This window comes from Edaphosphingomonas laterariae, from assembly GCF_900188165.1.
Taxonomy (GTDB): Bacteria; Pseudomonadota; Alphaproteobacteria; order Sphingomonadales; family Sphingomonadaceae; genus Sphingomonas_E; species Sphingomonas_E laterariae.
In genome coordinates, this window is sequence record NZ_FZOS01000024.1 from 16,444 (window position 1) to 38,673 (window position 22,230).

General features: G+C 65.7%; 18 protein-coding genes and 1 tRNA gene. 8 read left to right on the plus strand and 11 right to left on the minus strand.

What is annotated here, in order from left to right; all coding sequences use genetic code 11:
* Nucleotides 1-328: 328 nt before the first annotated feature.
* Nucleotides 329-403 (minus strand) — tRNA-Gly (locus CHB74_RS16445).
* Between the two features lie 197 nt (nucleotides 404-600).
* On the opposite strand from CHB74_RS16445, the gene CHB74_RS16450 reads away from it, so the two are divergent.
* Genes CHB74_RS16450 through CHB74_RS16460 form a run of 3 tightly spaced genes read left to right on the plus strand, consistent with a single transcriptional unit; the run spans nucleotide 601 to nucleotide 2,353 of the window.
* Nucleotides 601-1,497, plus strand: coding sequence for a tetratricopeptide repeat protein (locus tag CHB74_RS16450; RefSeq protein WP_089220692.1), 897 nt, complete (start codon nucleotides 601-603; stop codon nucleotides 1,495-1,497).
* A complete protein-coding gene (locus CHB74_RS16455) occupies nucleotides 1,497-2,147 on the plus strand; it encodes an LON peptidase substrate-binding domain-containing protein (protein ID WP_089220723.1) in 651 nt (216 codons plus the stop codon). Before CHB74_RS16450 ends, CHB74_RS16455 begins: the two co-directional genes overlap by 1 nt.
* Nucleotides 2,144-2,353, plus strand: a complete 210-nt coding sequence (locus CHB74_RS16460; RefSeq protein ID WP_089220693.1) for a Trm112 family protein — start codon at nucleotides 2,144-2,146, stop codon at nucleotides 2,351-2,353. The genes CHB74_RS16455 and CHB74_RS16460 overlap by 4 nt, the downstream gene beginning before the upstream one ends.
* A 16-nt stretch (nucleotides 2,354-2,369) precedes the next feature.
* Here the strand turns inward: CHB74_RS16460 and CHB74_RS16465 are convergent, their stop codons facing one another.
* Complete coding sequence (locus tag CHB74_RS16465; RefSeq protein WP_089220724.1) at nucleotides 2,370-2,918, minus strand: hypothetical protein; 549 nt, start codon at nucleotides 2,916-2,918, stop codon at nucleotides 2,370-2,372.
* A gap of 264 nt (nucleotides 2,919-3,182) precedes the next feature.
* On the opposite strand from CHB74_RS16465, the gene CHB74_RS16470 reads away from it, so the two are divergent.
* Nucleotides 3,183-6,098 (plus strand): TonB-dependent receptor domain-containing protein, encoded by a 2,916-nt coding sequence (locus tag CHB74_RS16470; RefSeq protein WP_089220725.1) that lies wholly within the window; start codon nucleotides 3,183-3,185, stop codon nucleotides 6,096-6,098.
* A gap of 89 nt (nucleotides 6,099-6,187) precedes the next feature.
* Here CHB74_RS16470 and CHB74_RS16475 read toward each other — a convergent pair whose 3' ends face one another.
* Nucleotides 6,188-7,222, minus strand: coding sequence for a hypothetical protein (locus tag CHB74_RS16475; RefSeq protein ID WP_245842984.1), 1,035 nt, complete (start codon nucleotides 7,220-7,222; stop codon nucleotides 6,188-6,190).
* Between the two features lie 140 nt (nucleotides 7,223-7,362).
* Here CHB74_RS16475 and CHB74_RS16480 point away from each other — a divergent pair, with 140 nt between their 5' ends.
* Both CHB74_RS16480 and CHB74_RS16485 read left to right on the plus strand, forming a co-directional pair.
* Nucleotides 7,363-8,652 carry an aspartyl/asparaginyl beta-hydroxylase domain-containing protein gene (locus CHB74_RS16480; RefSeq protein WP_089220695.1) on the plus strand — a complete coding sequence of 430 codons (1,290 nt, stop codon included), beginning with the start codon at nucleotides 7,363-7,365 and terminating at the stop codon, nucleotides 8,650-8,652.
* A gap of 132 nt (nucleotides 8,653-8,784) precedes the next feature.
* The gene (locus CHB74_RS16485; protein WP_218821452.1) at nucleotides 8,785-9,039 is read left to right on the plus strand and encodes a hypothetical protein; all 255 of its coding nucleotides are present in this window, start codon (nucleotides 8,785-8,787) and stop codon (nucleotides 9,037-9,039) included.
* Nucleotides 9,040-9,096: 57 nt separating this feature from the next.
* Here CHB74_RS16485 and clpB read toward each other — a convergent pair whose 3' ends face one another.
* Complete coding sequence (gene clpB / locus CHB74_RS16490; RefSeq protein WP_089220697.1) at nucleotides 9,097-11,679, minus strand: ATP-dependent chaperone ClpB; 2,583 nt, start codon at nucleotides 11,677-11,679, stop codon at nucleotides 9,097-9,099.
* A gap of 203 nt (nucleotides 11,680-11,882) precedes the next feature.
* Between clpB and CHB74_RS16495 the strand changes: the two genes are divergently transcribed.
* Both CHB74_RS16495 and CHB74_RS16500 read left to right on the plus strand, forming a co-directional pair.
* The gene (locus CHB74_RS16495; protein ID WP_089220698.1) at nucleotides 11,883-14,744 is read left to right on the plus strand and encodes a M16 family metallopeptidase; all 2,862 of its coding nucleotides are present in this window, start codon (nucleotides 11,883-11,885) and stop codon (nucleotides 14,742-14,744) included.
* Between the two features lie 117 nt (nucleotides 14,745-14,861).
* Nucleotides 14,862-15,164: a hypothetical protein gene (locus CHB74_RS16500; RefSeq protein WP_089220726.1), complete on the plus strand. Its 303-nt coding sequence runs from the start codon at nucleotides 14,862-14,864 to the stop codon at nucleotides 15,162-15,164.
* A gap of 45 nt (nucleotides 15,165-15,209) precedes the next feature.
* Here CHB74_RS16500 and CHB74_RS16505 read toward each other — a convergent pair whose 3' ends face one another.
* The 7 genes from CHB74_RS16505 to CHB74_RS16535 all read right to left on the minus strand — a co-directional run bounded on the left by CHB74_RS16505 (nucleotide 15,210) and on the right by CHB74_RS16535 (nucleotide 22,041).
* On the minus strand, nucleotides 15,210-16,076 hold the full coding sequence (locus CHB74_RS16505; RefSeq protein ID WP_089220699.1) for an RDD family protein: 867 nt from the start codon (nucleotides 16,074-16,076) through the stop codon (nucleotides 15,210-15,212).
* The gene (locus CHB74_RS16510; RefSeq protein WP_425442303.1) at nucleotides 16,069-17,097 is read right to left on the minus strand and encodes a stage II sporulation protein M; all 1,029 of its coding nucleotides are present in this window, start codon (nucleotides 17,095-17,097) and stop codon (nucleotides 16,069-16,071) included. The genes CHB74_RS16505 and CHB74_RS16510 overlap by 8 nt, the downstream gene beginning before the upstream one ends.
* Nucleotides 17,094-18,407, minus strand: a complete 1,314-nt coding sequence (locus tag CHB74_RS16515) for a DUF58 domain-containing protein (RefSeq protein ID WP_089220700.1) — start codon at nucleotides 18,405-18,407, stop codon at nucleotides 17,094-17,096. Before CHB74_RS16515 ends, CHB74_RS16510 begins: the two co-directional genes overlap by 4 nt.
* The gene (locus CHB74_RS16520; protein WP_089220701.1) at nucleotides 18,404-19,360 is read right to left on the minus strand and encodes an AAA family ATPase; all 957 of its coding nucleotides are present in this window, start codon (nucleotides 19,358-19,360) and stop codon (nucleotides 18,404-18,406) included. Before CHB74_RS16520 ends, CHB74_RS16515 begins: the two co-directional genes overlap by 4 nt.
* Nucleotides 19,350-20,558 carry a DUF4350 domain-containing protein gene (locus CHB74_RS16525; RefSeq protein ID WP_089220702.1) on the minus strand — a complete coding sequence of 403 codons (1,209 nt, stop codon included), beginning with the start codon at nucleotides 20,556-20,558 and terminating at the stop codon, nucleotides 19,350-19,352. Before CHB74_RS16525 ends, CHB74_RS16520 begins: the two co-directional genes overlap by 11 nt.
* Nucleotides 20,555-21,157 carry a DUF4129 domain-containing protein gene (locus tag CHB74_RS16530; protein ID WP_089220728.1) on the minus strand — a complete coding sequence of 201 codons (603 nt, stop codon included), beginning with the start codon at nucleotides 21,155-21,157 and terminating at the stop codon, nucleotides 20,555-20,557. The genes CHB74_RS16525 and CHB74_RS16530 overlap by 4 nt, the downstream gene beginning before the upstream one ends.
* 122 nt (nucleotides 21,158-21,279) lie before the next feature.
* Nucleotides 21,280-22,041, minus strand: coding sequence for a class II aldolase/adducin family protein (locus CHB74_RS16535; protein ID WP_089220703.1), 762 nt, complete (start codon nucleotides 22,039-22,041; stop codon nucleotides 21,280-21,282).
* Nucleotides 22,042-22,230: the final 189 nt, after the last annotated feature.

The window sequence follows — 22,230 nt, forward strand, 5'->3', positions numbered from 1 at the left end:
CCCAAAGGGCCATGACGCGGCGCGCTCGCGCTTTCATGCGTTCTTCGTCTTGTCTGCGCCTCGCCCGCATTGTCCGATCCTGCCGCTGCTCACCTGATTGTAGAGGCGCTTCGCGCCATAGCCGAGTTGACCGAGAGATGGCCCACGAGAAGGCTCGAATCAACCAGAGACGAGAATGCTTTGATGGGCGATATTGGGGAGGGTAGAAGCAGATTTTTCGCGTGTGGCTGCGCGACGATTCCGCAAATTTTTCTACACAGTACCTACACAGGCAAAAATCGCCGATTTTTGTCCATGTTTTTCAAATGTTTGGTGAAATCCAAAGATTTGGAGCGGGCGAAGGGATTCGAACCCTCGACCCCAACCTTGGCAAGGTTGTGCTCTACCCCTGAGCTACGCCCGCTCTGGCGCCGTTGCCGGGTGGTTCCCGGCGGGGTGAGGCGCGCTATTAGCCGAGGGTTTTCGGGTCGGCAACCCCCCTTCGCACAAAAAGTTCGATCGACGGCCGATGGGCGCCGCGGGGGTTGGCAGCGGCGCTTATTCCACCACATATGGGGATCAGGATTTCGGGGACAGGAGCGGCCGGTGGCGACCTTGGGTATGAGTGGTGCAGAGCGCGAGGCGATCGAGGCGTTCAAGCGGGACGTTGTCGAACCGTCGATGACATCGCTCGTCATCCTCGATTTCTGGGCCGAATGGTGCGGCCCGTGCAAGGCGCTGGGCCCGGTGCTCGACAAGGTGGCCGAGGATTATGCCGGGCGCGGCGTGAAGCTGGTCAAGATCGACGTCGACGCCAACAAGCTGATCGCGGCGCAGTTCCGTGTCCAATCCATCCCCACCGTCTATGCGCTGTTCCAGGGCCAGCTGGTGGCGGACCTGACGCCGGCGCGGACCGAAAGCCAGCTCAAGGGCATGCTCGACCAGATATTGAAGCAGTTGCCGGTGCAGGGCGCCGATGCGCAGCTGGCTGAGGATATCGCGCCGCTGGTGGCGATGGGCGAGGAGGTGCTCGATTCGGGCGATGCCGAGCGCGCGCTTTCGATTTTCAACCAGGTGGCCGAGATGGCGCCGGAGGACGTGTCGGTGATCGCGGGGCTGGCGCGTGCGCTGCTCGCGCTCGGACGGGGCGAGGAGGCCGAGGCGGTGCTGGCGACGGTGCCCGACGACAAGGCCAAGGATGCCGGCATCGTCCGGGTTCGCGCGGCGCTGGCGCTGGCGAAAGAGGCATCCCCGGTCGATGATCTCGGCGGGCTGCGGGCCCGGGTGGCGGCCAATCCCGACGACCATGAGGCGCTTTACGAACTGGCCGGCGGGCTGATGGCGGCCGGCGATCGCGATGGTGCGGCGGACGTGCTGCTCGACAGCATCGCGCGCGATCGCGCGTGGAATGACGGGGCGTCCCGGCAGCGGCTGCTCAAGCTGTTCGAGGCGGTCGGGCTGGAAGATCCGTGGGTCAGCGCGCAGCGGCGGCGGCTTTCCGCCATATTGTTCACATGATGACCGAGCGGACCGCCGTCCGCCTGTCGATCTTCCCGCTGGCCGGGGCGCTGTTGTTCCCGCGCGCTTTGCTGCCGCTCCATATCTTCGAGCCGCGTTATCGCGCGCTGGTGACCGACGCCCTGGCGCGCGACCGGCGGATCGCGATGATCCAGCCGCGCGAGGATGAGCGCGCGGACGGCCGGCCGCCGGCGCTCTACGATGTCGGCTGCGTCGGCCGGATCGCGCATGTCGAGGCGCTGCCCGACGGGCGGTTCAACATTGTGCTGGAAGGCATCAGCCGCTTCCGCATGGTCGGCGAACTCGATCGCCCGACGCTGTTCCGCCAGATCGAGGCGCGATTCGACGGGTTCGAGGAGGACGAGGTGGATGCCGAGCCGCTGGCGCTGATGATGCGCGCCGCGCTGGAGCAGGAATCGAAGCGCTTTGCAGCGGCGCGCGGCTATGTCGTCGACTGGGACGCCGTCGGCCGGCTCGATGACGAGGCGCTGGTCAATGGCATCGCCCAGATCGCGCCGTTCGATGCGGTGGCCAAGCAGGCGCTGCTCGAGGCGCCGACGATCGAGGACCGGGCCGACCTGATCATCCAGTTCATGCAGTTCTTCCGGCTGCGCGACGAGGATGATGGCGACCGGACGACGTTTCAATGAGCGGCGGGTCAATCGGTGACGGGCCGTCGCGCGATGTTCATGACATCGATCCCGAGCTGCTCGCGATTCTCGTCTGCCCGGTGACGCGGGGTCCGCTGCGTCACGATGCCGCCGCGGGCGAGCTGGTGTCGGAGGCCGCCGGCCTCGCCTTCCCGATCCGCGACGGGGTGCCGGTGCTGCTGGTGGACGCCGCCCGCCGGATTTAGGGCGGCGCCCGGCCAATCAGTTTTCGCGGCGAACGCGGATCGCCGCCTGGCCGCCGATATTGGCGAAATAGCCACCCATCGAAGCCTGCCGAATCTTGATCGGCATGCCGGGCTTGGGGCTGCGCGACAGGCGCTTGCTTTCGGTCTGGATCCAGCGCGCACCATCTTCGAGCACGATCACCCAGCGATCGACCGTATTCTTGATCGGCGCGGCGCTTTTGATCGTGGTCTCGATCTCGGTGACCTGTTCGACCTGGGCCTTTTCCTTGTCCTTGCTGTCGAAGATGCTCAGCGTCGGCAGGCTGAGGCCGAAAAGCGTCTGCTTGGCTTCGCGAATCTGCCCCTTGTCGACGACGACGACCTCATTCTTGGCCTCGGCGCTGTCCAGTGCGGCGACCTGTGCGTCATAGCAGGCGAGGCGCTGTGCATTGTCGGCGACGGCGCGGCAGTCGACGAGCTTGCGGAAGATTTCCGGCCGATCCTCGCGCTGCTCTGCAGCGAAAACATGGGCCGGTGCGGCAATGACACAGGCGGCAACGATCCAGCTGCTTGCCGAAAATTTCATCCATTCCTCCATAAAACGCAGGAAAATTTCTCTGACACCGATCGGGGCCCTGGCGACCGTGCCGGGCACTGTTGCATTTGTGCGACAGCACACGCCGAACTGGCCCTGTTACATGAACCTCAGCTTTACAAGGCTAAAGCGCATCCGGCATCAACCGCAACCATGCCGGAAGGGGGGTCTGCGTGGTTTGCCGCGCATTGGCTGCCGGAAGGTTGTGATTGGGGCGGCGAAAGCAGCCCAGCACACTCCAGAATAAGGGACTGGATAGTGACCAAGACGCAGAAATTTCTCAGCCGGTCGGCGCTGAGCTCGGGGGTCATCGGCCTCGCGCTCGTCGCGCAGCCGGCCTTCGCCCAGGACACGGCTGCCGCCGATGCGCCTGAAGATGCCGGCACGATCGTCGTCACCGGCACGCTCATCAAGAACCCGAACATCGTCGCGACCAGCCCGGTCTCGGTGGTCGGCGCGGAAGAAATCGCCCTTCGCCAGTCGAACGTGGCCGAAGAAATCCTGCGCGACCTGCCGGGCGCGGTTCCGAGCATCGGCTCGGCCGTCAACAACGGCAACGGCGGCGCCTCGTTCGTCAACCTTCGCGGCCTCGGCTCGAACCGCAACATCGTGCTGCTCGACGGCACCCGCATCGTCCCGGGCGACATCTTCGGCCGCGTCGACCTTAACAACATCCCGCTCGCGCTGGTCGAGCGCGTGGACGCGCTGACCGGTGGTGCTTCGACCACCTATGGCGCCGACGCGATCTCGGGCGTCGTCAACTTCGTCACGAAGAAGGACTTCGCCGGCATTGAGCTGAACGTTACCAACCAGATTACCGGCCAGGGCGACGGCAACGTTTTCCGCGCCGACCTGACGATTGGCGGCAATTTCGACGACGGCCGCGGCAACGCGGTGTTCAGCGTCGGTTACCAGCAGTCGGACGCGGTCTACCAGAACCAGCGCGACTTCTCGATCAACAGCATCAACTCGTACACCGGCAATATCGAAGGTTCCGGCACCACCGTGCCTTCGCGCATGTCGGTGCCCGGCGGCGGTACGCTCCAGATCGACCCGACGACCGGTTCGTTGGTTCCGACCTACGCCACGTTCAACTTCAACCCGTACAACGTGTTCCAGACGCCGTTCGAGCGTTTCAACATGTTCGGCCAGGCAAGCTACGAAGTTAGCGACGGCATCGAGCTCTACACGCGGGGCCTGTTCTCGAAGAACACGGTGTCGACGATCATCGCGCCGTCGGGCGCCTTCGGTACGCCCGTCGAGATTCCGTACAGCAATCCGTATCTGCCGGCGGCGGCGCGTGCCCAGTTCTGCGCAGCGAACGGCCTGAGCACCGCCCAGTGCGATGCGGCGGCGCTGGCGACGGATCCGACCGATGGGAACTACGACACCTTCACGACGGCGCTGTTCCGTCGCACGACCGAAGTCGGTCCTCGCATCAGCGATTATGTGACGACGATCTTCGATTATCGTGCCGGTATCCGCGGCGACATCACCGATTCGATCGGGTTCGATATCGCTGGGTCGTATGGTGAGAGCGAAAATGTTCAGACGCAGCGCGGCTACGTGCTGGCTTCGCGTCTGCGCGATGCCCTGCTCGCCACCAACACCACGACCTGCCTGAGCGAGAATGCTGGTTGCGTTCCGGTCAATGTCTTCGGTCCGGATGGCAGCATCACTGCTGATCAAATCCCGTACCTGACCGGCAATTCGACGGTTGCCGTCCGCACGACGCTTGCGCAGTTCCGTGCGCTCGTGAACGGCGACATCGGCGTTGCGAGCCCCTTCGCCGAAGATCCGATCCAGTTCGCAATCGGCGGCGAGTATCGCGAATATACCGCCACGCGCGAATCTGACATTCTCGCGCAGACGCCGGGTGAACTCGGCGGTGCGGGCGGTGCGGCGCCGAACATCAATGGCGCTTACAACGTCTATGAAGCCTATGGCGAATTGATCGCGCCGCTGGTGAGCGACAAGCCCTTCTTCCATAGCCTGCAGCTTGAAGCGGGTATCCGCTACTCGAGCTACAGCGTCGATGCTCCGAACTCGCCGAGCTACAACACGACGACCTGGAAGGCCGGCGGTACCTGGGAACCCGTCGAATCGATCAAGATTCGCGGTATGTACCAGCGCTCGGTTCGTGCTCCCAACATCGCCGAGCTCTTTACCCCGGTTTCGACGCAGCTGACGAACCAGGGCGTGGACGCTTGCGCGGGTACCGCTCCGCTTGCCGATGCCAATCTGCAGGCAGTCTGCCTTGCGCAGGGCGCTCCGCTGGGTCAGATCGGCACGATCGAACCGCCGACGGCCGGCCAGGCGAATATCACGACGGGCGGCAACCTGAATCTGAAGCCGGAAAAGGCGAACAGCTACGTGATCGGCGCGGTGTTCCAGCCGACCTTCCTGCCCGGCTTCTCGATGACGCTTGATTATTATAACATCAAGATCAAGGACGCGATCACGCAGCCGACGCCGGGCGATCTCTATTCGGCCTGCTTCGACTCGATCACGGGTGCTTCGGCGACCGACCCGGCCTGCCTTGCCATCCGTCGTGATCCGGCGACCGGTCAGCTCAGCGGCGATCCGTCGACGACGCCGGGCTTCCTGGCGAACCTGTCGAACCTCGGTACGCTGGCGACCGATGGTATCGACCTGACCTGGAACTATCGTCACGAGTTCGATTTCGCCATGTTGAACCTGACGTTCAATGGCAACTGGACGAACAGCTCGAAGTTCCGTTCGCAGCCGGGCTCGCTCAATCGTGAATGTGTTGGCTATTATTCGGTCAACTGTGCTTCGCTTCAGCCGGAATTCAGCTGGAACATGCGCACCACCTTCTCCTTCGATGACGTTGATGTCTCGCTGGCGTGGCGCCATATCGACAGCATGAAGTTCGAACCGCAGCAGATCATTGATGATGGCGGCTCGGATGAGTCGGTTCTCGAAGATTATCGCCGTATCAAGGCGTATGATTACTTCGATCTCGCTACGCGTTTCACGCTCACGGACAATTTCGACGTGACGCTGACCATCACCAACCTGTTCGACAAGAAGCCGCCGGTCGTTGGCAACACGATCGGTTCGACGACTTACAACAGCGGCAACACCTATCCGTCGACCTACGACGCGCTGGGCCGTCGCTTCTCGATCGGTGGCCGCGTCCGCTTCTAAGCGACACGAACACCAGAAAAATTGGGGGTGGGCTTTCGGGCCCACCCTTTTTTGTTTGCGTTGTGTTAGACGGTCGATCCCCGCAGGGATCAGGCGACGAGAGGGCTGTCCAGCACCATGGGCACGCCCGCGCTTTCGGCCACAGCCATCGCCCACCTGACCACCTTGTCGATCTCGTCGCCATGCGCGCTAGCTGCATCGCGATATTCTTGGTTGCGGTCGGTGGATGCGAAATCCGTGCCTAGCTTGGAATGGCGATGGAATACGGGTCCGTGCGCCAGTTCGCTCAGGTCGGCCTCCGTTAGCGGCATGCCATAATGTGCGGTCAACGCACGCACGGCGTCTTCCCGCCGTGCCAGCAATGTCTCGCTATCGAGGCTGCGCACCCGATCCGGCCCAAAACGAGCAATCAGACCGGCAAAGATGGCGTGCTGGGCAAGCCAGCCGATGGCGGCGACCTGCAAATCGGTTTGCCCCAGATAATCTTTCTGATCGAACCCAAAGCTGATGCTGCCGTCTTGCAGCATGCCGACGAGGCCATCGCGAACCCACAGCCGGCCCTGCATGCCCTTTTTGGCGACGGATGTGAGATAGGTCGGCAATGGCGCGTGGAGCAGCAGCGCGCGTGCGCTGGGCCGCATCGCCAGCATCGCGGTCGCCAGGCTGTTGACGATGTTGGACGGCTTGATGACGATCGCTTCCCCCGGATCGAACGGGCGGCCGAGCAGCCTGAGGCTGTGATCGAGCACCATGGCGACGGTGCGCGGATCGCCGCCGCGCCGCCGCCAGCCGACCAGATCGTTGAGGATGACAGGTTCCTTCAGCCCCATCGCCCAGCCGGGTCGGTCGAACACGCGCGCCAGCAAGGTCGAGCAGCAGAAGGCCGAATGGAAGATGAAGTGCATCGGCGCCTCGTCGGGCACGGCGCCGATCACATCCTCGCGACGGAGCACGCGCTTCTCGGCGTCGGCGGGAAGATGCTCGTCGGTCGCGAAAACCGCCTTGCGATGCACATCGCGCGGCACGTGCTGGAAATGCACCGCATCATGGCCGGGATCGTAGCGGTGGGGCAGCCATGCCGCGTCGCGGACGGTCTGGGTGATGAGGGAGGCAAAATCGGTCACGCGGGTTGATCGCATATCCGGCAAAGGATGCACAAGCGCCGAGCCTGCGCGGCCTCGCTTGCACGCCGAAGAGCTTCGCTCTACTCCTTACATCAGGGTCAACATCGTCTCCGAATGGGGAGAACGGGCCGTGGGGGCCAATGAAACATCAGGGTGAAGAAGTGACGCGCCTGCTGGCGGCCGCGACGGCCGCGCGGCAGCGCGGCGATCAGGTGGAAGAAGTGCGGTTGATCGATGCCGTGCTGGTTGAAGCGCCGGATAATCCGCACGCGCTCAACGCACGCGGCATGGTCTGCCTTGCGACCCGCGATCTGGCGGGGGCGATCGGCTTTTTCCGCCGCGCGGCCGAGGCCGATCCGCGCGAGCCGGCCTTGTGGATGAACCTGGCGCGGGCGCAACGCGAAACCGGCGACGATGAGGGCGAGCGCGCGAGCATCGATCAGGTGCTGGCGGTGGATCAGCGGCATTTCATGGCAAGGCTGCGCAAGGCCGAACTGCACGAGCGACTGGGCGAACATGCGCAGGCCGTGCCGGCCTGGCAGGCGGTGCTCAGCCTGGCGACGGCGATCGACCCGATGCCACCGGCCCTGGGCGAGGCGCTCGATCGCGCGCGCGCTTTCGTCATCAAGCAGACGGACGCATTCGCTTCGGAAATCGATGGCGGCATGGCCACCGCGAAAGCCGCGTTGCCCGAAGGGGCTACGCGGCGCTTCGACGCCTGCCTGGACCATGTGTTCGGCCGGCGCCAGATTTACCGCAACGAATGCGCGGGAGTTCATTTCCCGTTCCTGCCGGCCCATGAATATTTCGACCGCGCGCTTTTCCCCTGGTTCGCCGAACTGGAGGCCAAGACCGATCTGATCCGTACCGAGCTGGAGGGCGTGATCGCGCGTTCGCGAGGCATGCGGCCTTATGTCGCGATGGACCCGGGCACGCCGCAGAACAAGTGGAGCGGGCTCGACGGCTCGCTCGACTGGGGTGCTTATTTCCTGTGGGAATATGGCGTTGCCAATGAGGAAGCCTGCGCGCTCTGCCCCAATACCGTGGCTGCGTTGGAAGCGACGCCCTTTGCGCGCATTCCGGGGCGGGCACCGACCGCCTTCTTTTCCATCCTGAAGCCGCGTACGCGGATCCCGCCGCATACCGGTGTCACCAACACCCGCACCATCATCCATCTGCCGCTGATCGTGCCTGATGGCTGCGGCCTGCGCGTGGGGGGCGAAACCCGCCAGTGGCGGCTTGGCGAGGCCATGGCCTTCGATGACACGATCGAGCATGAGGCCTGGAACGACAGTGACGAGCTGCGCGCGGTGCTGATCTTCGATGTCTGGAACCCGTTCCTGACCGAAGCGGAGCGCGATCTGCTGTGCCGTTACTTCGAGCTGGCGGACAAGAGCGGCCATAATCCCGCGATGGGACAGGGGCTGTAGTGTCGCTGGACAATCCCATATGATGGCTTAATTTTATTATCGAGGCGATTGCCGGGTCAGGGGGAGCTGTGCCTGAATCACCTTGTCAGGAGTTTGTGCATGTTGTTTCGAGCCATGCTTGCGACTTCGCTTATGATCGCGGCAGCCCAGCCGGCGTTCGCCACGGAAACCCCGCCGGCGCCGTCGGCCACCGATAACAAGCGTGATCCCAATGCGATCCGCTGCAAATCCGAACCGATCATCGGCAGCCTGGCCGGCAAGCGCAAGGTTTGCCGCACCAATGCCGAATGGCAGCGCGCGGCCGAGGACGGCAAGCGCAATGCATCCGATATCGTTGGCGGGTCGGGGTCGTGCGCCGGCGGGCCGGGATGCGCCGGCGGCAATTGACGCGGGGTGATGTTGGCAAGGACGCGAGGGCGGGGGTGATCCCCGCCCTCGGCCGTTTCAGGCGGTCTTGAGCGCCAGCGCGCCATCGCCTTCGTCGATGGTGACGAGCGCGCCGTCCTTGATCTCGCCTTTCAGGATCGCGTCGGCGAGCGGATCCTGCAGATATTTCTGCACCGCGCGTTTCAGCGGCCGGGCGCCATAGACGGGATCATAGCCGACCCGGCCGAGCCAGGCGCGGGCCGCGTCCGTAAGCGACAGCGCGATCTTGCGATCCTTCAGGAGCTTCTGGACGCGGCCGACCTGGATGTCGACGATCGCGCCCATATGTTCCTGCGCCAGCCGGTGGAACAGGATGATCTCGTCCAGCCGATTGAGGAATTCCGGCCGGAAATGGGCGCGGACAACCTCCATCACCTGCGGTTCGACCGACTCGACATCCTCGCCCTCGCCAAGATTGGTGAGATACTGGCTGCCGAGGTTCGACGTCAGGATGATCAGCGTGTTCGAGAAATCGACCGTGCGGCCCTGGCCGTCGGTCAGCCGCCCGTCGTCGAGCACCTGCAGGAGCACGTTGAACACGTCGCCATGGGCTTTCTCGACCTCGTCGAACAGCACCACCTGATAGGGGCGGCGGCGCACGGCCTCGGTCAGCACGCCGCCTTCCTCATAGCCGACATAGCCGGGCGGTGCGCCGATCAGCCGGGCGACGCTGTGCTTTTCCATGAATTCCGACATGTCGATGCGCACCATCGCGCTGTCATCGTCGAACAGGAAGCCGGCGAGCGCCTTGGTCAGTTCGGTCTTGCCCACGCCCGTCGGGCCGAGGAACAGGAAGGAGCCGAGCGGGCGGTTGGGATCCTGCAGGCCGGCGCGGCTGCGGCGGACGGCGCGGGCGACGGCCGACACGGCGTCCTTCTGGCCGATCACGCGCTTGCCCAGCATCTCCTCCATGGCGAGGAGCTTCTCGCGCTCGCCCTCCAACATCTTGTCGACGGGGATGCCGGTCCAGCGTGAGACGACCGAGGCGATATCCTCGGCGGTCACTTCCTCGCGCAGCATCGCGCCCTGCGACGCGGTCTGCGCGTCGTTGAGCTGCTTTTCGAGCTGCGGGATGACCCCGTAGGAAAGCTCGCCCGCGCGCGCCAGATTGCCCGCGCGCTGCGCCTGATCCAGTTCGAGCCGGGCGGCGTCGAGCTGTTCCTTGATCTTGGCCTCGGCGTGGATCTTCTCCTTTTCCGCCTGCCAGCGGGTGGTGAGCTCCGCCGACTGCTGTTCAAGCTGGGCGAGATCATATTCGAGCGAGTCGAGTCGATCCTTGGAGGCCTGGTCGGTCTCTTTCCTCAGCGCCTCGCGCTCGATCTTGAGCTGGATGATGCGGCGATCGAGAGTTTCAATCTCCTCAGGCTTGGTTTCGGCCTCCATGCGCAGACGCGAGGCGGCCTCGTCCATGAGGTCGATGGCCTTGTCGGGCAGGAAGCGGTCGGTGATGTAACGATTGGAGAGAGTGGCTGCCGCGACGATCGCGCCATCGGTGATGCGCACGCCCTTGTGATGGCTCTCGTAGCGGTCCTTCAACCCACGCAGGATCGAGATCGTGTCCTCGACCGTCGGCTCGCCGACGAACACCGGCTGGAAGCGCCGCTGGAGCGCCGGATCCTTCTCCACATATTTGCGATATTCGTCGAGCGTGGTGGCGCCGATGCAGTGCAGTTCGCCGCGGGCAAGCGCGGGCTTCAAGAGGTTGGACGCGTCCATTGCGCCTTCGGATTTGCCGGCGCCGATCAGCGTGTGCATCTCGTCGATGAACAGGATGATGTCGCCTTCGCCCTGGCGCACCTCGTCGAGCACGCCCTTCAGCCGCTCCTCGAATTCGCCGCGATATTTGGCGCCGGCGATCAGGCTGCCCATGTCGAGCGCCATCAGCGTGCGATCCTTCAGCGTATCGGGCACGTCGCCATTGGCGATGCGCAGCGCCAGCCCTTCGGCGATCGCCGTCTTGCCGACGCCGGGTTCGCCGATCAGCACCGGATTATTCTTGGTGCGCCGCGCGAGGATCTGAATGGTGCGGCGAATCTCCTCGTCGCGGCCGATGACCGGATCGAGCTTGCCGTCGCGCGCGGCTTCGGTGAGATCGCGCGCGAACTTCTTGAGCGCGTCATAACGATCCTCGGCGCCGGCGGTGTCGGCGCTGCGGCCCTTGCGCAACTGGTTGATCGCCTGGTTGAGTGCTTCGGGCTTCAGCCCCGCCTGCGCCAGTGCCTTGCCGGCGGCCGTGGTGGTGGCGAGCGAAATCGCCTGCAGCAGCCGTTCGACCGTGACGAAGCTGTCACCCGCCTTGGTGGCGACCTGTTCGGCCTGATCGAGCAGGCGCACGGCATCGTTGGTAAAGCCGGGCGTGGATTGCGCGCCGCTGCCCGAAACCGCCGGAATGCGGGCAAGCGCGGCATCGACTTCGCGCGTGGCGGCATCGGGCGAACCGCCGGCCGTACGAATCAGGCCAGCAGCCATGCCCTGCTCGTCTTCGAGCAGCGCCTTCAGAATATGATCGGGGGTGATCTGCTGGTGGCTGAGCCGGATCGCGACCGTCTGGGCCGATTGCAGGAAGCCCTTGGCGCGATCGGTGAATTTTTCGAGGTTCATGGATCCTCCCTTTCGCTCGCCGATATGGTGTGGCTATTATGCAACACAAGATCGCGCCATAGCCGCAACGAAAATAATCCCGCCGTCCAGATAAGCTCGTCGAAGCATCTCGACCATCGGTCGATTCCCGTAGCTTGCCCGAAATGACCGAATGGCTAGGATACAGCATTGGCCGTTCGGCCGTCCCTAATGGAAAGCCGCTTATGCTGCGCTTATTCTCCGGCTCTCTTGCCGCAATGCTTCTGGCAACCTCCGCCCCCGTCGCGCTGCATGCGGCGGAACCGGCGGCCGTGTCCTCGCTCGTCCAGGCGGTGGACATTCCTTATGAGGCATTCACGCTCGCCAACGGGCTGCGCGTGATCGTGCACGAGGATCGCAAGGCGCCGATCGTTGCGGTTTCGGTCTGGTATCATATCGGATCGAAGGACGAGCCGAAGGGCAAGACCGGCTTTGCCCACCTGTTCGAACATCTGATGTTCAACGGGTCCGAAAACGCCAATATGGATTTCTTCAAGCCGCTCGAGGCGGTGGGCGCGACCGATCTGAACGGCACCACCTGGTTCGACCGGACCAATTATTTCGAGACGGTGCCGACGGGCGCGCTGGAAACGGCTCTGTTCCTTGAATCGGATCGCATGGGCCACCTGCTCGGCGCGATCGACCAGGGCAAGCTCGATAACCAGATCGGCGTCGTCCAGAACGAGAAAAGGCAGGGCGACAACGAGCCTTATGGCCTGGTGGAATATGCCCAGCTCGCCGCCCTGTTCCCCGAAGGCCACCCTTATCGCCACTCGACCATCGGCTCGATGGCGGATCTTTCGGCCGCGAGCCTGGAGGATGTGAAGAACTGGTTCCGCGCGCATTACGGCCCCAACAATGCGGTGCTGGTGCTGGCCGGCGACATTGACGGCAAGTCCGCCAGGCCGCTTGTCGAGAAATGGTTCGGGGCGATCCCGCGCGGGCCGGAAACGACGCGCCCGCAGGTGACGATCCCGACGCTGCCGAAGGCGGTGGATCAGGTGATGAAGGATCGCGTTGCGACGACGCGGATCATGCGCAGCTGGGCGGTGCCGGGCCTGAACGATCCGGACACGACGAAGCTTGACGTCGGCATGGCGGTGCTCGGCGGGCTGGCCTCGTCGCGGCTCGATAATGCGCTGGTGCGGCAGGACAAGACCGCCGTCAGCATTTCGGCCGGCGTGCAGGAATTCGAGAAGATGTCGATCGTCGAGATCACGGCGAACGTGAAGCCCGGCGTCGATCCGAAGCTGGTGGCCGACAAGCTCGACGCGCTGGTCGCCGATTATATCCGCAACGGGCCGACCGAGGACGAGGTGAAGCGCGCGGCGACCCGGCAGGTTTCCGGCGTGATCGGCGGGCTTGAATCGGTCGGCGGCTTTGGCGGCAAGGCGGTGACGCTGGCCGAGGGCGCGGTCTATTCGAACGATCCGGCCAAATATAAGAAGGATCTGGCCGAGATCGCGGCGGTGACCCCGGCGGCGGTGAAGGCGGCGATGGCGAAGTGGCTGACGCGGCCGGCCTATCGCCTGACGGTGGAGCCGGGCGAACGCAGCGAGGCGGACGTGGCGATTGCCGGCGGCATCCGCAGCGCGCCGCGTTATTATCGCGATCCCAAGGCCGAAGGCGGCGCGGCCACGGTGGCGGCATCGGGCGCGGCCGTCGATCGCAGCAAATTCCCCGAGGTCCAGCCGATCGGTGACCTCGAGTTCCCGGCGATCGAACGGGCCACCCTGTCCAACGGGATGCAGGTGGTGCTGGCGCGGCGGACGACGGTGCCGACGGTGCGCATCGCGCTCTCGTTCGATGCGGGCAATGCCGCCGATCCAAAGGCGAAGCTGGGCACGCAGGCGCTGATGCTGTCGCTGCTCGACGAAGGCACCAAGACGCGCAACTCGATCCAGATCGCCGAGGAGCAGGAGCGGCTGGGCGCGGCGATCGGCACCAGCGCCAATATGGATCGGACCAGCGTGACGCTGTTCGCGCTCAAGCCCAATCTGGCACCGTCGCTCGACCTGCTGGCCGATGTCGTCAGGAACCCGGCCTTCGATCCGGCCGAGGTGGAGCGCCTGCGCGCGCAACTGGTGACGTCGATCGCGGCGGAAAACACGCAGCCGCGCGGCATTGCCCGGCGCGCGCTTCCCGAACTGCTCTATGGCAAGGTCCATCCTTATGGCGTGCCGCTTTCGGGCAGCGGCACCGAGGCGGGCGTGAAGGCCGTGACGCGCGACGATCTGTTCGCGTTCCACAATGCCTGGCTGCGGCCCGACAATGGCAAGATCTTCGTCGCCGGCGATACCACGCTGGCCGAGATCAAGCCGCTGCTGGAAGCCCGTTTCGGCCAGTGGCAGCCCACCGCCAATGTGGCCAAGGGTGCCAAGCTGTTCCGGATGGACCGCATGGCCCGGCCGCCGCGCATCGTGCTGATCGATCGGCCGCAAAGCCCGCAATCCTATATCATGGCGGGCCAGCTGCTGCCGTTCAAAGGCGTCGACGATCCCCTGACCTTCTCCGCCGCGAACGAGGTGGTGGGCGGCAGCTTCCTGTCGCGGCTCAACATGGATCTGCGCGAGGACAAGGGGTGGGCCTATGGCGCCTTCACCTCGGCGCCGATGGTGCGCGATACCATGCCGCTCTACCTGATCGCCCCGGTGCAGACCGACCGCACCGGCGATTCGATCGCGGCGGCGATCGGCGATGTGAAGACCTTCCTGACCACCAAGGGCGTCGACGCGGAAGAACATGAGCGGACGATCAACAACCAGATCCGCTCGCTGCCCGGATCGTTCGAAACGAGCAGCGACCTGTTGGGCGGGCTGATGTCGATCGACGCCTTCGGCCGGCCGGACGATTATTATACGCGGTTGGCCGATCGCTATCGCGCGATCACCGCCGCCGACATGGACAAGGCCGCGCGCGCCGCGATCCGCCCCGACGATCTGATCTGGGTGGTGGTGGGCGATGCCGCCAAGGTGCGCCCGCAGCTTGAAAAGCTGAAGGATCAGGGCATCGGCCTGCCGATCGAGGACGCCAAGCCGGGTTCCTGATCGTCGGGTGGCGGGAGATGCTTGACGTGAACGTCAAGTGCCTTCATGCCCATCACCATGCCCCGGTCGCCGCGCAAAGGCGATCGGGACGAAATGGAACAGCCGGGAGGAATGATCATGGCGAATGTCGACGGCCAGTGGGATTGCGTGACCAAGACGCCGATGGGCGAGCAGAAATCGGTGTTCACCGTGGTCAGCAACGGCGACAGCTTCACCGGCAGCAATGCCGGGCCGATGGGGACGCTCGACGTGATCGACGGCAAGGTTGATGGCGATACGCTGAGCTGGAAGATGGAGCTCAAGGTGCCGATGGCGATGGTGATGGACGCCACGGCGACTGTGGATGGCGACACGCTGAAGGGCGAAGTGAAGCTCGGCGCGTTCGGCGTCGCGCCGATGTCCGGCACGCGCAAGGCCTGAGCCTTCCAGATATCCGGGACAAGGGGGCGGGCCGAAAGGCTCGCCCTATTTTTTGTCGAACTTGTCGACGCGCCGCCGGCCGAACAGCAGGCCGCGTTCCAGCTTCAGGCGCAACGCGGCATAATAAGCGTGGAGGAATTCCACGTCGCCCGCCGGGCCATCCCACCCGATCTTCGTGCGGATCGTTTCCGCAACCGTCTGCATCGTCGCCCATTCGCCTCGCCGGATCACATCTTCCAGCGTCTGCAGTTCATAGACGCCATAAGCGTCGAGCTGGGCATCGGTGAAATGATAGGCCGGGCCTGCGCGGCTGCGCGCCTCGCGGCCGATAAGGTCGAGATCCAGCTCGGTCCGGGGCGCGTGGACCACCCAGGTGCCGGCCAGCAGATCGCCGACGCGCAGCCGATCGCGGTTCATCAGCGGGAAGAACAGGAAGATGCCGCTCCACCCCAGCCCGAACAGCGCGGTGGCGGCATCGGCCAGCCCCTGGCTGGTCTGGTAGGTGAGGAAGGAGAGCGGCAGATAGACCTCGATCTCCCGCATCAGGTTGCGCGCGATCACCGCATCGCCGGTCAGCCGCCCGCCATTGCGGGCGACGACGCGCAGGCCCGCGCGGCGCTTGCCGGGCGTGGCGCCGCGCGCGCCCATTTCGAACAGGATGAAATAGCCGTTGCGGGCGATGAAGAAGCCGATCAGCCAGAGGATGATGGCGAGCTGGCCGGTCTGCCCGCCGAACCAGGCGCCGACGATCAGCAGCGCGATCGTGGCGGCGATCAGGCCGCCGACGATGATCGCGGCATCGACCATGAAGGCGGCCGCGCGTTCGCCGGCGGTGGCGAGCGTGAGGCCGAGATCGACGCCTTCGGGCGTGATGAAGCGGCGGCGAAGGGTGGCGTCGCCCTGATCAGTCATCGTTCCGCCCCCCGCGCGGCGAGTAGAAATAGAGCAGCCAGAGGATCAGCGCGCCGCCGCCGACGGCATAGCGCAGCCCATCCGCGTCGATCCGCTGGCGGCCAATGCCTTCGAGGATGCCGGCCACCATCAGCATGATGACGACGCCGGCCATCACCGTGGCGGATGCGCGGCCGGCATCGGCGGCGGCGCGCAGCCGGCTGCTGGCGCCGGGAAAGGCGACCGCGCGGCCGATCCGCATCCCCGCCGCACCGGCGAGCAGGATGGCGAGGATTTCGGTGGTGCCGTGGATGGCAAGCCAGCCGCCCAGCCCCACGCCCAGCCCGTGCGGCACGAACAGCGCGAAGAAGGCGCCGAGCATGCAGCCATTGAAGACGATCAGCAGCGCCGAGGGCAGGGCGAAGGCGAAGCCCAGCGCGAAAGCGAAGATCGCGACCTGCGCATTATGGGTGAACAGGAAGGTGGCGAAGATGCTGAGCCCATCCTTGTCGCCATTGCCATAGAGCGTTTCCCTGAGCTGCGCCGCCGAAGCCGTGGGATCGCGGCCATTGGCGAGATCCTGCGGGATGATCGAGAAGAACCAGCTCGCATCATGGCTGACCAGCACGAAAGCCGCGATCGCGCCGGCGATGGTGAGGAGGAGCGCGGCGAGGGTTTCGGGCCACAGCGCGCGGACGGCGGCCGGCCAGTCATGCCGGAAGAATTGGGCAAGCCGCGTGCGCGCGGGCGTGCGCACGCCATAAAGAAAGAAATAGGCGCGGGCGCACAGGCTTTCGAGATAATCGACCAGCGCGCGATCGAGCGACGTTTCGCGCGCCACCGACAGCGAGGACAAGGCCTGGCGATAGAGCACGGGCAGCGCCATCAGCTCGTCGGTGTCGAGCGAGCGCAGCGACCCCCGCTCGGCCCGGCCGAGGACGGCGTCGAGCCGTCGCCAATCGGCCTCATGCGCCTCGCGGAAACGGCGCGCGGTGGCGGCGGGATCGCCTTGGGCGGCGGTGGGTGGCGCGGCGCCGATCACAGCAGGTTCCGCCGCTTGAGATCGATATAAAATGCCACCAGTTTCAGCCCGACGCGGTTGTGCGGGCTTTCCAGCACATGGAAGCCAGCGTGGCGCAGGCGGGTGACGACGATGCGGCGTTCGCGCAGCAGTTCGGCGGCGGTGACGGCGCGGCTCACATCGTCGGCGGATTCGGGCGGGGCGGCGGCGATGTCGGTCAATTCCTGATCGTCGAGGACGACGAACAGCACGAGATGGCGATCGAGCAGGCGGGTGGCGGCGCGCAACATCAGCTCCGCGCTGGTCGGATCGGAAAATTCGGTGAAGACGACGATCAGCGAACGGCGGTTGAGGCGGCCGCCCAATGTGGTGAGGGCGAGCGTGTAATTGGTTTCTTCCGTCGAATAATCGAGCTCGGCGGCAAGGCGCTGGATCAGGCCGAAGGCGCGCGCGCCCGATACCGATCCGCTGGCAATGCGCGGGCGCGCGTCGAACCCGAACAGGCTGACCCGATCCCCGAGCTTGAGCGCGACATAAGCCGACAGCAAGGCGGCCGAAATCGCGCGGTCGATGCGCGGCACGCCATCCAGCGGCTCGCACATCGTTCGGCCGGCATCGAGCGCGAACACCACATGATTGTTCCGTTCGGTGCGGAATTCCTTGGCCAGCAGCCTGGCGTGGCGGGCGGATTGCTTCCAGTCGATCGCGCGGCGATCCATGCCGGGTTCGAAATCGGCCAGCGATTCGAACTCGGCGCCGTCGCCGCGATCGAGTTGGGCGATCAGGCCGTGCATCGCGCTGCGCAGGAACAGGTGTGCGCCGCGTTCGCGCACCGGGCGGATATCGGGCGTGACGATGACGCGTGCATCCTGCGGATCGCACCGCTGCTTCCAGGCAAGGCCCATCGGCCCGGTCCAGCGCAGCCACAGCCCGCCGAGCTTCGCCACGCCGCGCCGGGCTGCGACCAGGGGCAGCGTTGCGCCACCCTGGCCGGCGGCGATGGCGATGCCGGCCCGCGCGCCGGATGGCGCGGTGAGCAGTTCGGGCAGTTCGAGGATCGCTTCGGCGTGGCGTGGCGCGGCGCCGGGGAAGCGCAGGCCGATCGTCGCCGGCAGTTCGTGGCCGACCCCGCAGCTGTTGGCGATGGCGATCATCGCCTGCGGCTCGTTCGGCCATGCGCCGGTGACCGCGTCGATCGCGACGAGGGCGAAGACGAACAGCGTCCAGCCGATGCCGACATACCAATAGCCGGGCACCAGCACGCCGAGCACCAGTGCCGCGGGCGCACCCGCGGCCGCCAGCCAGATCGCGCGGCTGGTAGGGTAGATCAACGCGGCGCCTCGATCCGCTCGATGATGTCCGCGACGACGCTTTCGACCTGGCGACCGTCGATTTCGGCGGCGGGCGACAGGATGACGCGGTGGCGCAGCACAGCCGGCGCCAGCGCCTTCACATCATCGGGAATCACGAAATCGCGGCCGTCGAGCGCCGCGCGGGCGCGGGCCGCCGCCGCCAGCATCGCGCCGGCGCGGGGCGATGCGCCGCTTTCGAGATCGGCGACGTTGCGGGTCGCGCGGATCAGCGCGACGATATAGTCGATCACCTCGTCCACCAGCCGGACTTCCGACACGGCGGCGATCGCCGCGTCGATCCGCGCGGCATCGGCACGCGGTGCGATCCCCCAGTCATCGGGGCGGGGCGCGCCGAAGCGGGCGCCATGCGTGGCGATGATCTTCCGCTCCTCGTCGGCGGCGGGATAATCCACCGTCTGCTTGAACAGGAAACGATCGAGCTGGGCTTCGGGCAGCGGATAGACGCCCTGCTGTTCGATCGGGTTTTGCGTCGCCACCACCATGAAGCGGTTGCCGAGCGGCATGGTTTCGCCGTCGATGGTGACGGTGCGTTCCTGCATCGCTTCCAGCAGGGCGGCCTGCGTCTTGGGCGGGGTGCGGTTGATTTCGTCGGCGAGCAGGAGATCGGTGAAGATTGGCCCGCGCGTGAGCGTGAAGGCGCTGGTCTGGAAGTTGAACAGATTGGCGCCAAGGATATCGCCGGGCATCAGATCGGGCGTGAACTGGATGCGGCCGAAATCCACGCCGATCGCGCGTGCGAAACATTGGGCGAGGAAGGTCTTGGCGGTGCCCGGCGGGCCTTCGAGCAGGATGTGGCCCGAGGCGAAGAGCGCGACGAGCATCAGCTCCACGGTTTCCTGCTGGCCGACGACGGCCTTGCCGATTTCGCCGCGAATCTCGTCCGCGAGCGCCTTGACCTCTTCAACCTTCACGGATCACGTCCCTTCTCCAGCGATAGAGCGCCCGCGCGGCGGTGGTGAGCGCGCCGGGATCGGCGGCATCGCGCGCGGCGGCGGCGAGTTCGGTAAATCGGGGCGATGCCAGCCGATCGAGATAGGCGTCGAGCGCGGCATCGTCGGCATGGGCCGGCGCGCCCGTCGCCTGCGCCACGGCATCGCGGGTGAGCGCGGCATAGCGATCGCCGGTCCTATGTTCGCGCCGAGCGAGCTTGAGCAGGGCGGCGCTGTTGTCGACCAGCGCGCGCTTGCCGAAGGCGATTTCGCGCACCTCGCCGGCGGGCGGGCCGAAGCGGAAGATCGCCTGGATGCCGGCGAGCAGCGCGGCGCCGAGAAGCGCGATGGTGAGCGCGAGGAAGGGCGGCTCGAACGCGAGCTTCAGCAGGCTGGGCGAACGGCCGAAGCCGTTGAGGGTGAGATCGAAGTCGATCGTCTCCGCACCCGTGGAGTTGAGCCAGTTGAGCATCGCGATCGCGGCGCGGGCGGTTTCCGCGCTGCGCATGCCCTGATTGTTGAGCAGATCGGGATCGGCGAGGATGTAAAGCTCGCGATCGCCAATCTCGGCGAGCACCGCGCGCCCTTCGCCATCAACGATCAGCGGCCGGATGTTGCGCCCCGAAATCGTCTGCAACTGGGCCGGCGCCCCCGTGACGCCTTCGGCGGGAAATTCGCCCGCCGCGCGCAACTGTCCGCCGGCGCTGCGCGTGATCGCGACATTGGGAACCTGACGGACCAGCTGTTCGATCGCGAAGGTGGGCAATGGGCCGCCATTCTGCACCCATGCCGTTTTGTCCGGCAGCGGCGCGACCCGCCATTTCGGCAGCACGATCAGCGTGGCGGATTCGCCCCGCGCCTTCAGCCGTTTTTCGATTTCGGCAGGGTCGGTCCCGGCTTCCGGGGTCAGGACAAGCAGGGCGACATCGCCCCATTGGTCATCCTGCCGGACGAAATAGGATGCGATGTCCCACGGCAGATCATCGATATAATCGGCAATCCCCCGGAAGCCGACGGCCGACGTGGACAGCGCATGGGCGCCGCCATTGCGGCCGTTGCGCAGATCGGGCGCATAGGTGCCGAGTAGCAACAGGGCGGCGAAGGCCAGGATGCCGGCCGCCGCCACCCACAGCATCGTGCGCGGCGAAAAGGGCGATGCGTTGTGGCCGTCCGCGCTCATCGCCAGACCTGCGGCAGCGCGAAATCCTCATAAGCGGCGCGCGCCTTCTGCCAGCCGGCCGCATCCACCTCGCGGCCGCCGAACAGGCTCGCCTCGACGATCGCGGCGATGCCGGCGAACACGCGCCGCGTCTGCCCGGGCAGGCCATTGGCGGCGGCGATGTCGCGGCTGGTGAAGGCGGGGCGGATCAGGTGCGGGCGCCGGCGCTCGATCTCCTCGATGCTGCGCTGGAGGAGGAGGTGGACGGCGGCGGCATAACGCCCGGCGGCGGCGAGCGCGTCGGCCTCGGCAAGCAGCTGGCGCGCGGGGCCGGCTTCCGGGCGCCATTCGGGCTCGGCGGCTTCGGCTTCCATTTTGCCGCGCCGCGCGAACGGCAGGCCGTTGGCGAGCAGGTGGCGCGCGATCAGATAGAGCAGCGCCGTACCCGCCAGGATCAGCAGGCCCCAGGCGATATATTCGGCATAGGGCCCGGTCGCCTTGAGCAGGCGGATCAGCCATTCGGGCGGCGGATCGGGCGGCGTGATCGCCGGCATGTCGAACTGGATGGCGGGATCGGCGCGCAGACGATCATGCGCGGCGGAAAAATCCGCCTCGTTCATCATGCCGCCTGCGTTTGCCCCTGACGCCAAGCCCCAACCCCCTGTACCTGGCGGAGATTAGCCGATGTCGGCCACCGCGCAATGGCGGCGTTGGGCGGGGCGGCCGCCCCGGGCGGGCTGCGTCAGTCCCGCCAGCTCGGATCCTTGCGATCGACCAGGCGGACCAGCGCGTTGAACTCCGCCTCGCCGGGCATGCCGGGGCGGACGAGCTTGGCTTCGTCGCGCTGGTGGGCGATCAGCACGTCCGCCGGTATCTCGCGCAGTTGGCCCATCGGCGCGGATGCCATCTGGATCTGGCAGGCGCGTTCGAGCGCCCAGAGCCGGAGGAAGGCGATCGGCAGCGTCGGCCCCATCGAGAGCAGGCCGTGGTTGCGCAGGATCATCAGCCGCTTGTCGCCCAGATTCGCGATCAGCCGGGGGGCTTCGTCGTCGCGGACGGTGATTCCCTCGAAATCATGATAGGCGATCTGGCCCGCCACCTGCCCGGCGTAGAAATTGCTGATCGAAAGCCCGCCTTCCAGACAGGCAACGGCCATGCCGGCGGTGGTGTGCGTGTGCATCACGCAATGCGCGTCGGGCAGGTGGCGATGGAAGGCGGCGTGCTGGACGAACCCGGCGAGATTCACCCCCCATTGCGAGTCGGAAAGGATCTGGCCGTCGATGTCGATCTTGACGAGGCTGGATGCCGTGACCTCGCTGAAATGAAGGCCGAAGGGGTTGATCAGGAAGGCCCCGTCCTCGCCCGGCACGCGCAGCGTGATGTGGTTGAAGATCAGTTCGGTCCAGCCGAGATGATCGAACACGCGATAGCAGGCGGCAAGCTGCTGGCGTGCGGCCCATTCGGCTTCGCTTATGCCGCCGGGAAGGGGCTGTGCGGTGGCCATGGCGTCTCTCCTGACAATTTTGTCAGTATAGTGCCGCCCCCCGGATCGGCTGTCGAGCATTGGCTTGCAGGGCGCGGTGGAACAGGCCTCGCCTTTTCGGGTTGAAGAATCACCCCCCCGCTGCTAGGGCGCACGCCTTGCGACGCGGGCCCATGGGTTCGCGGCGAACCCTATTCATGTTCATCGGGA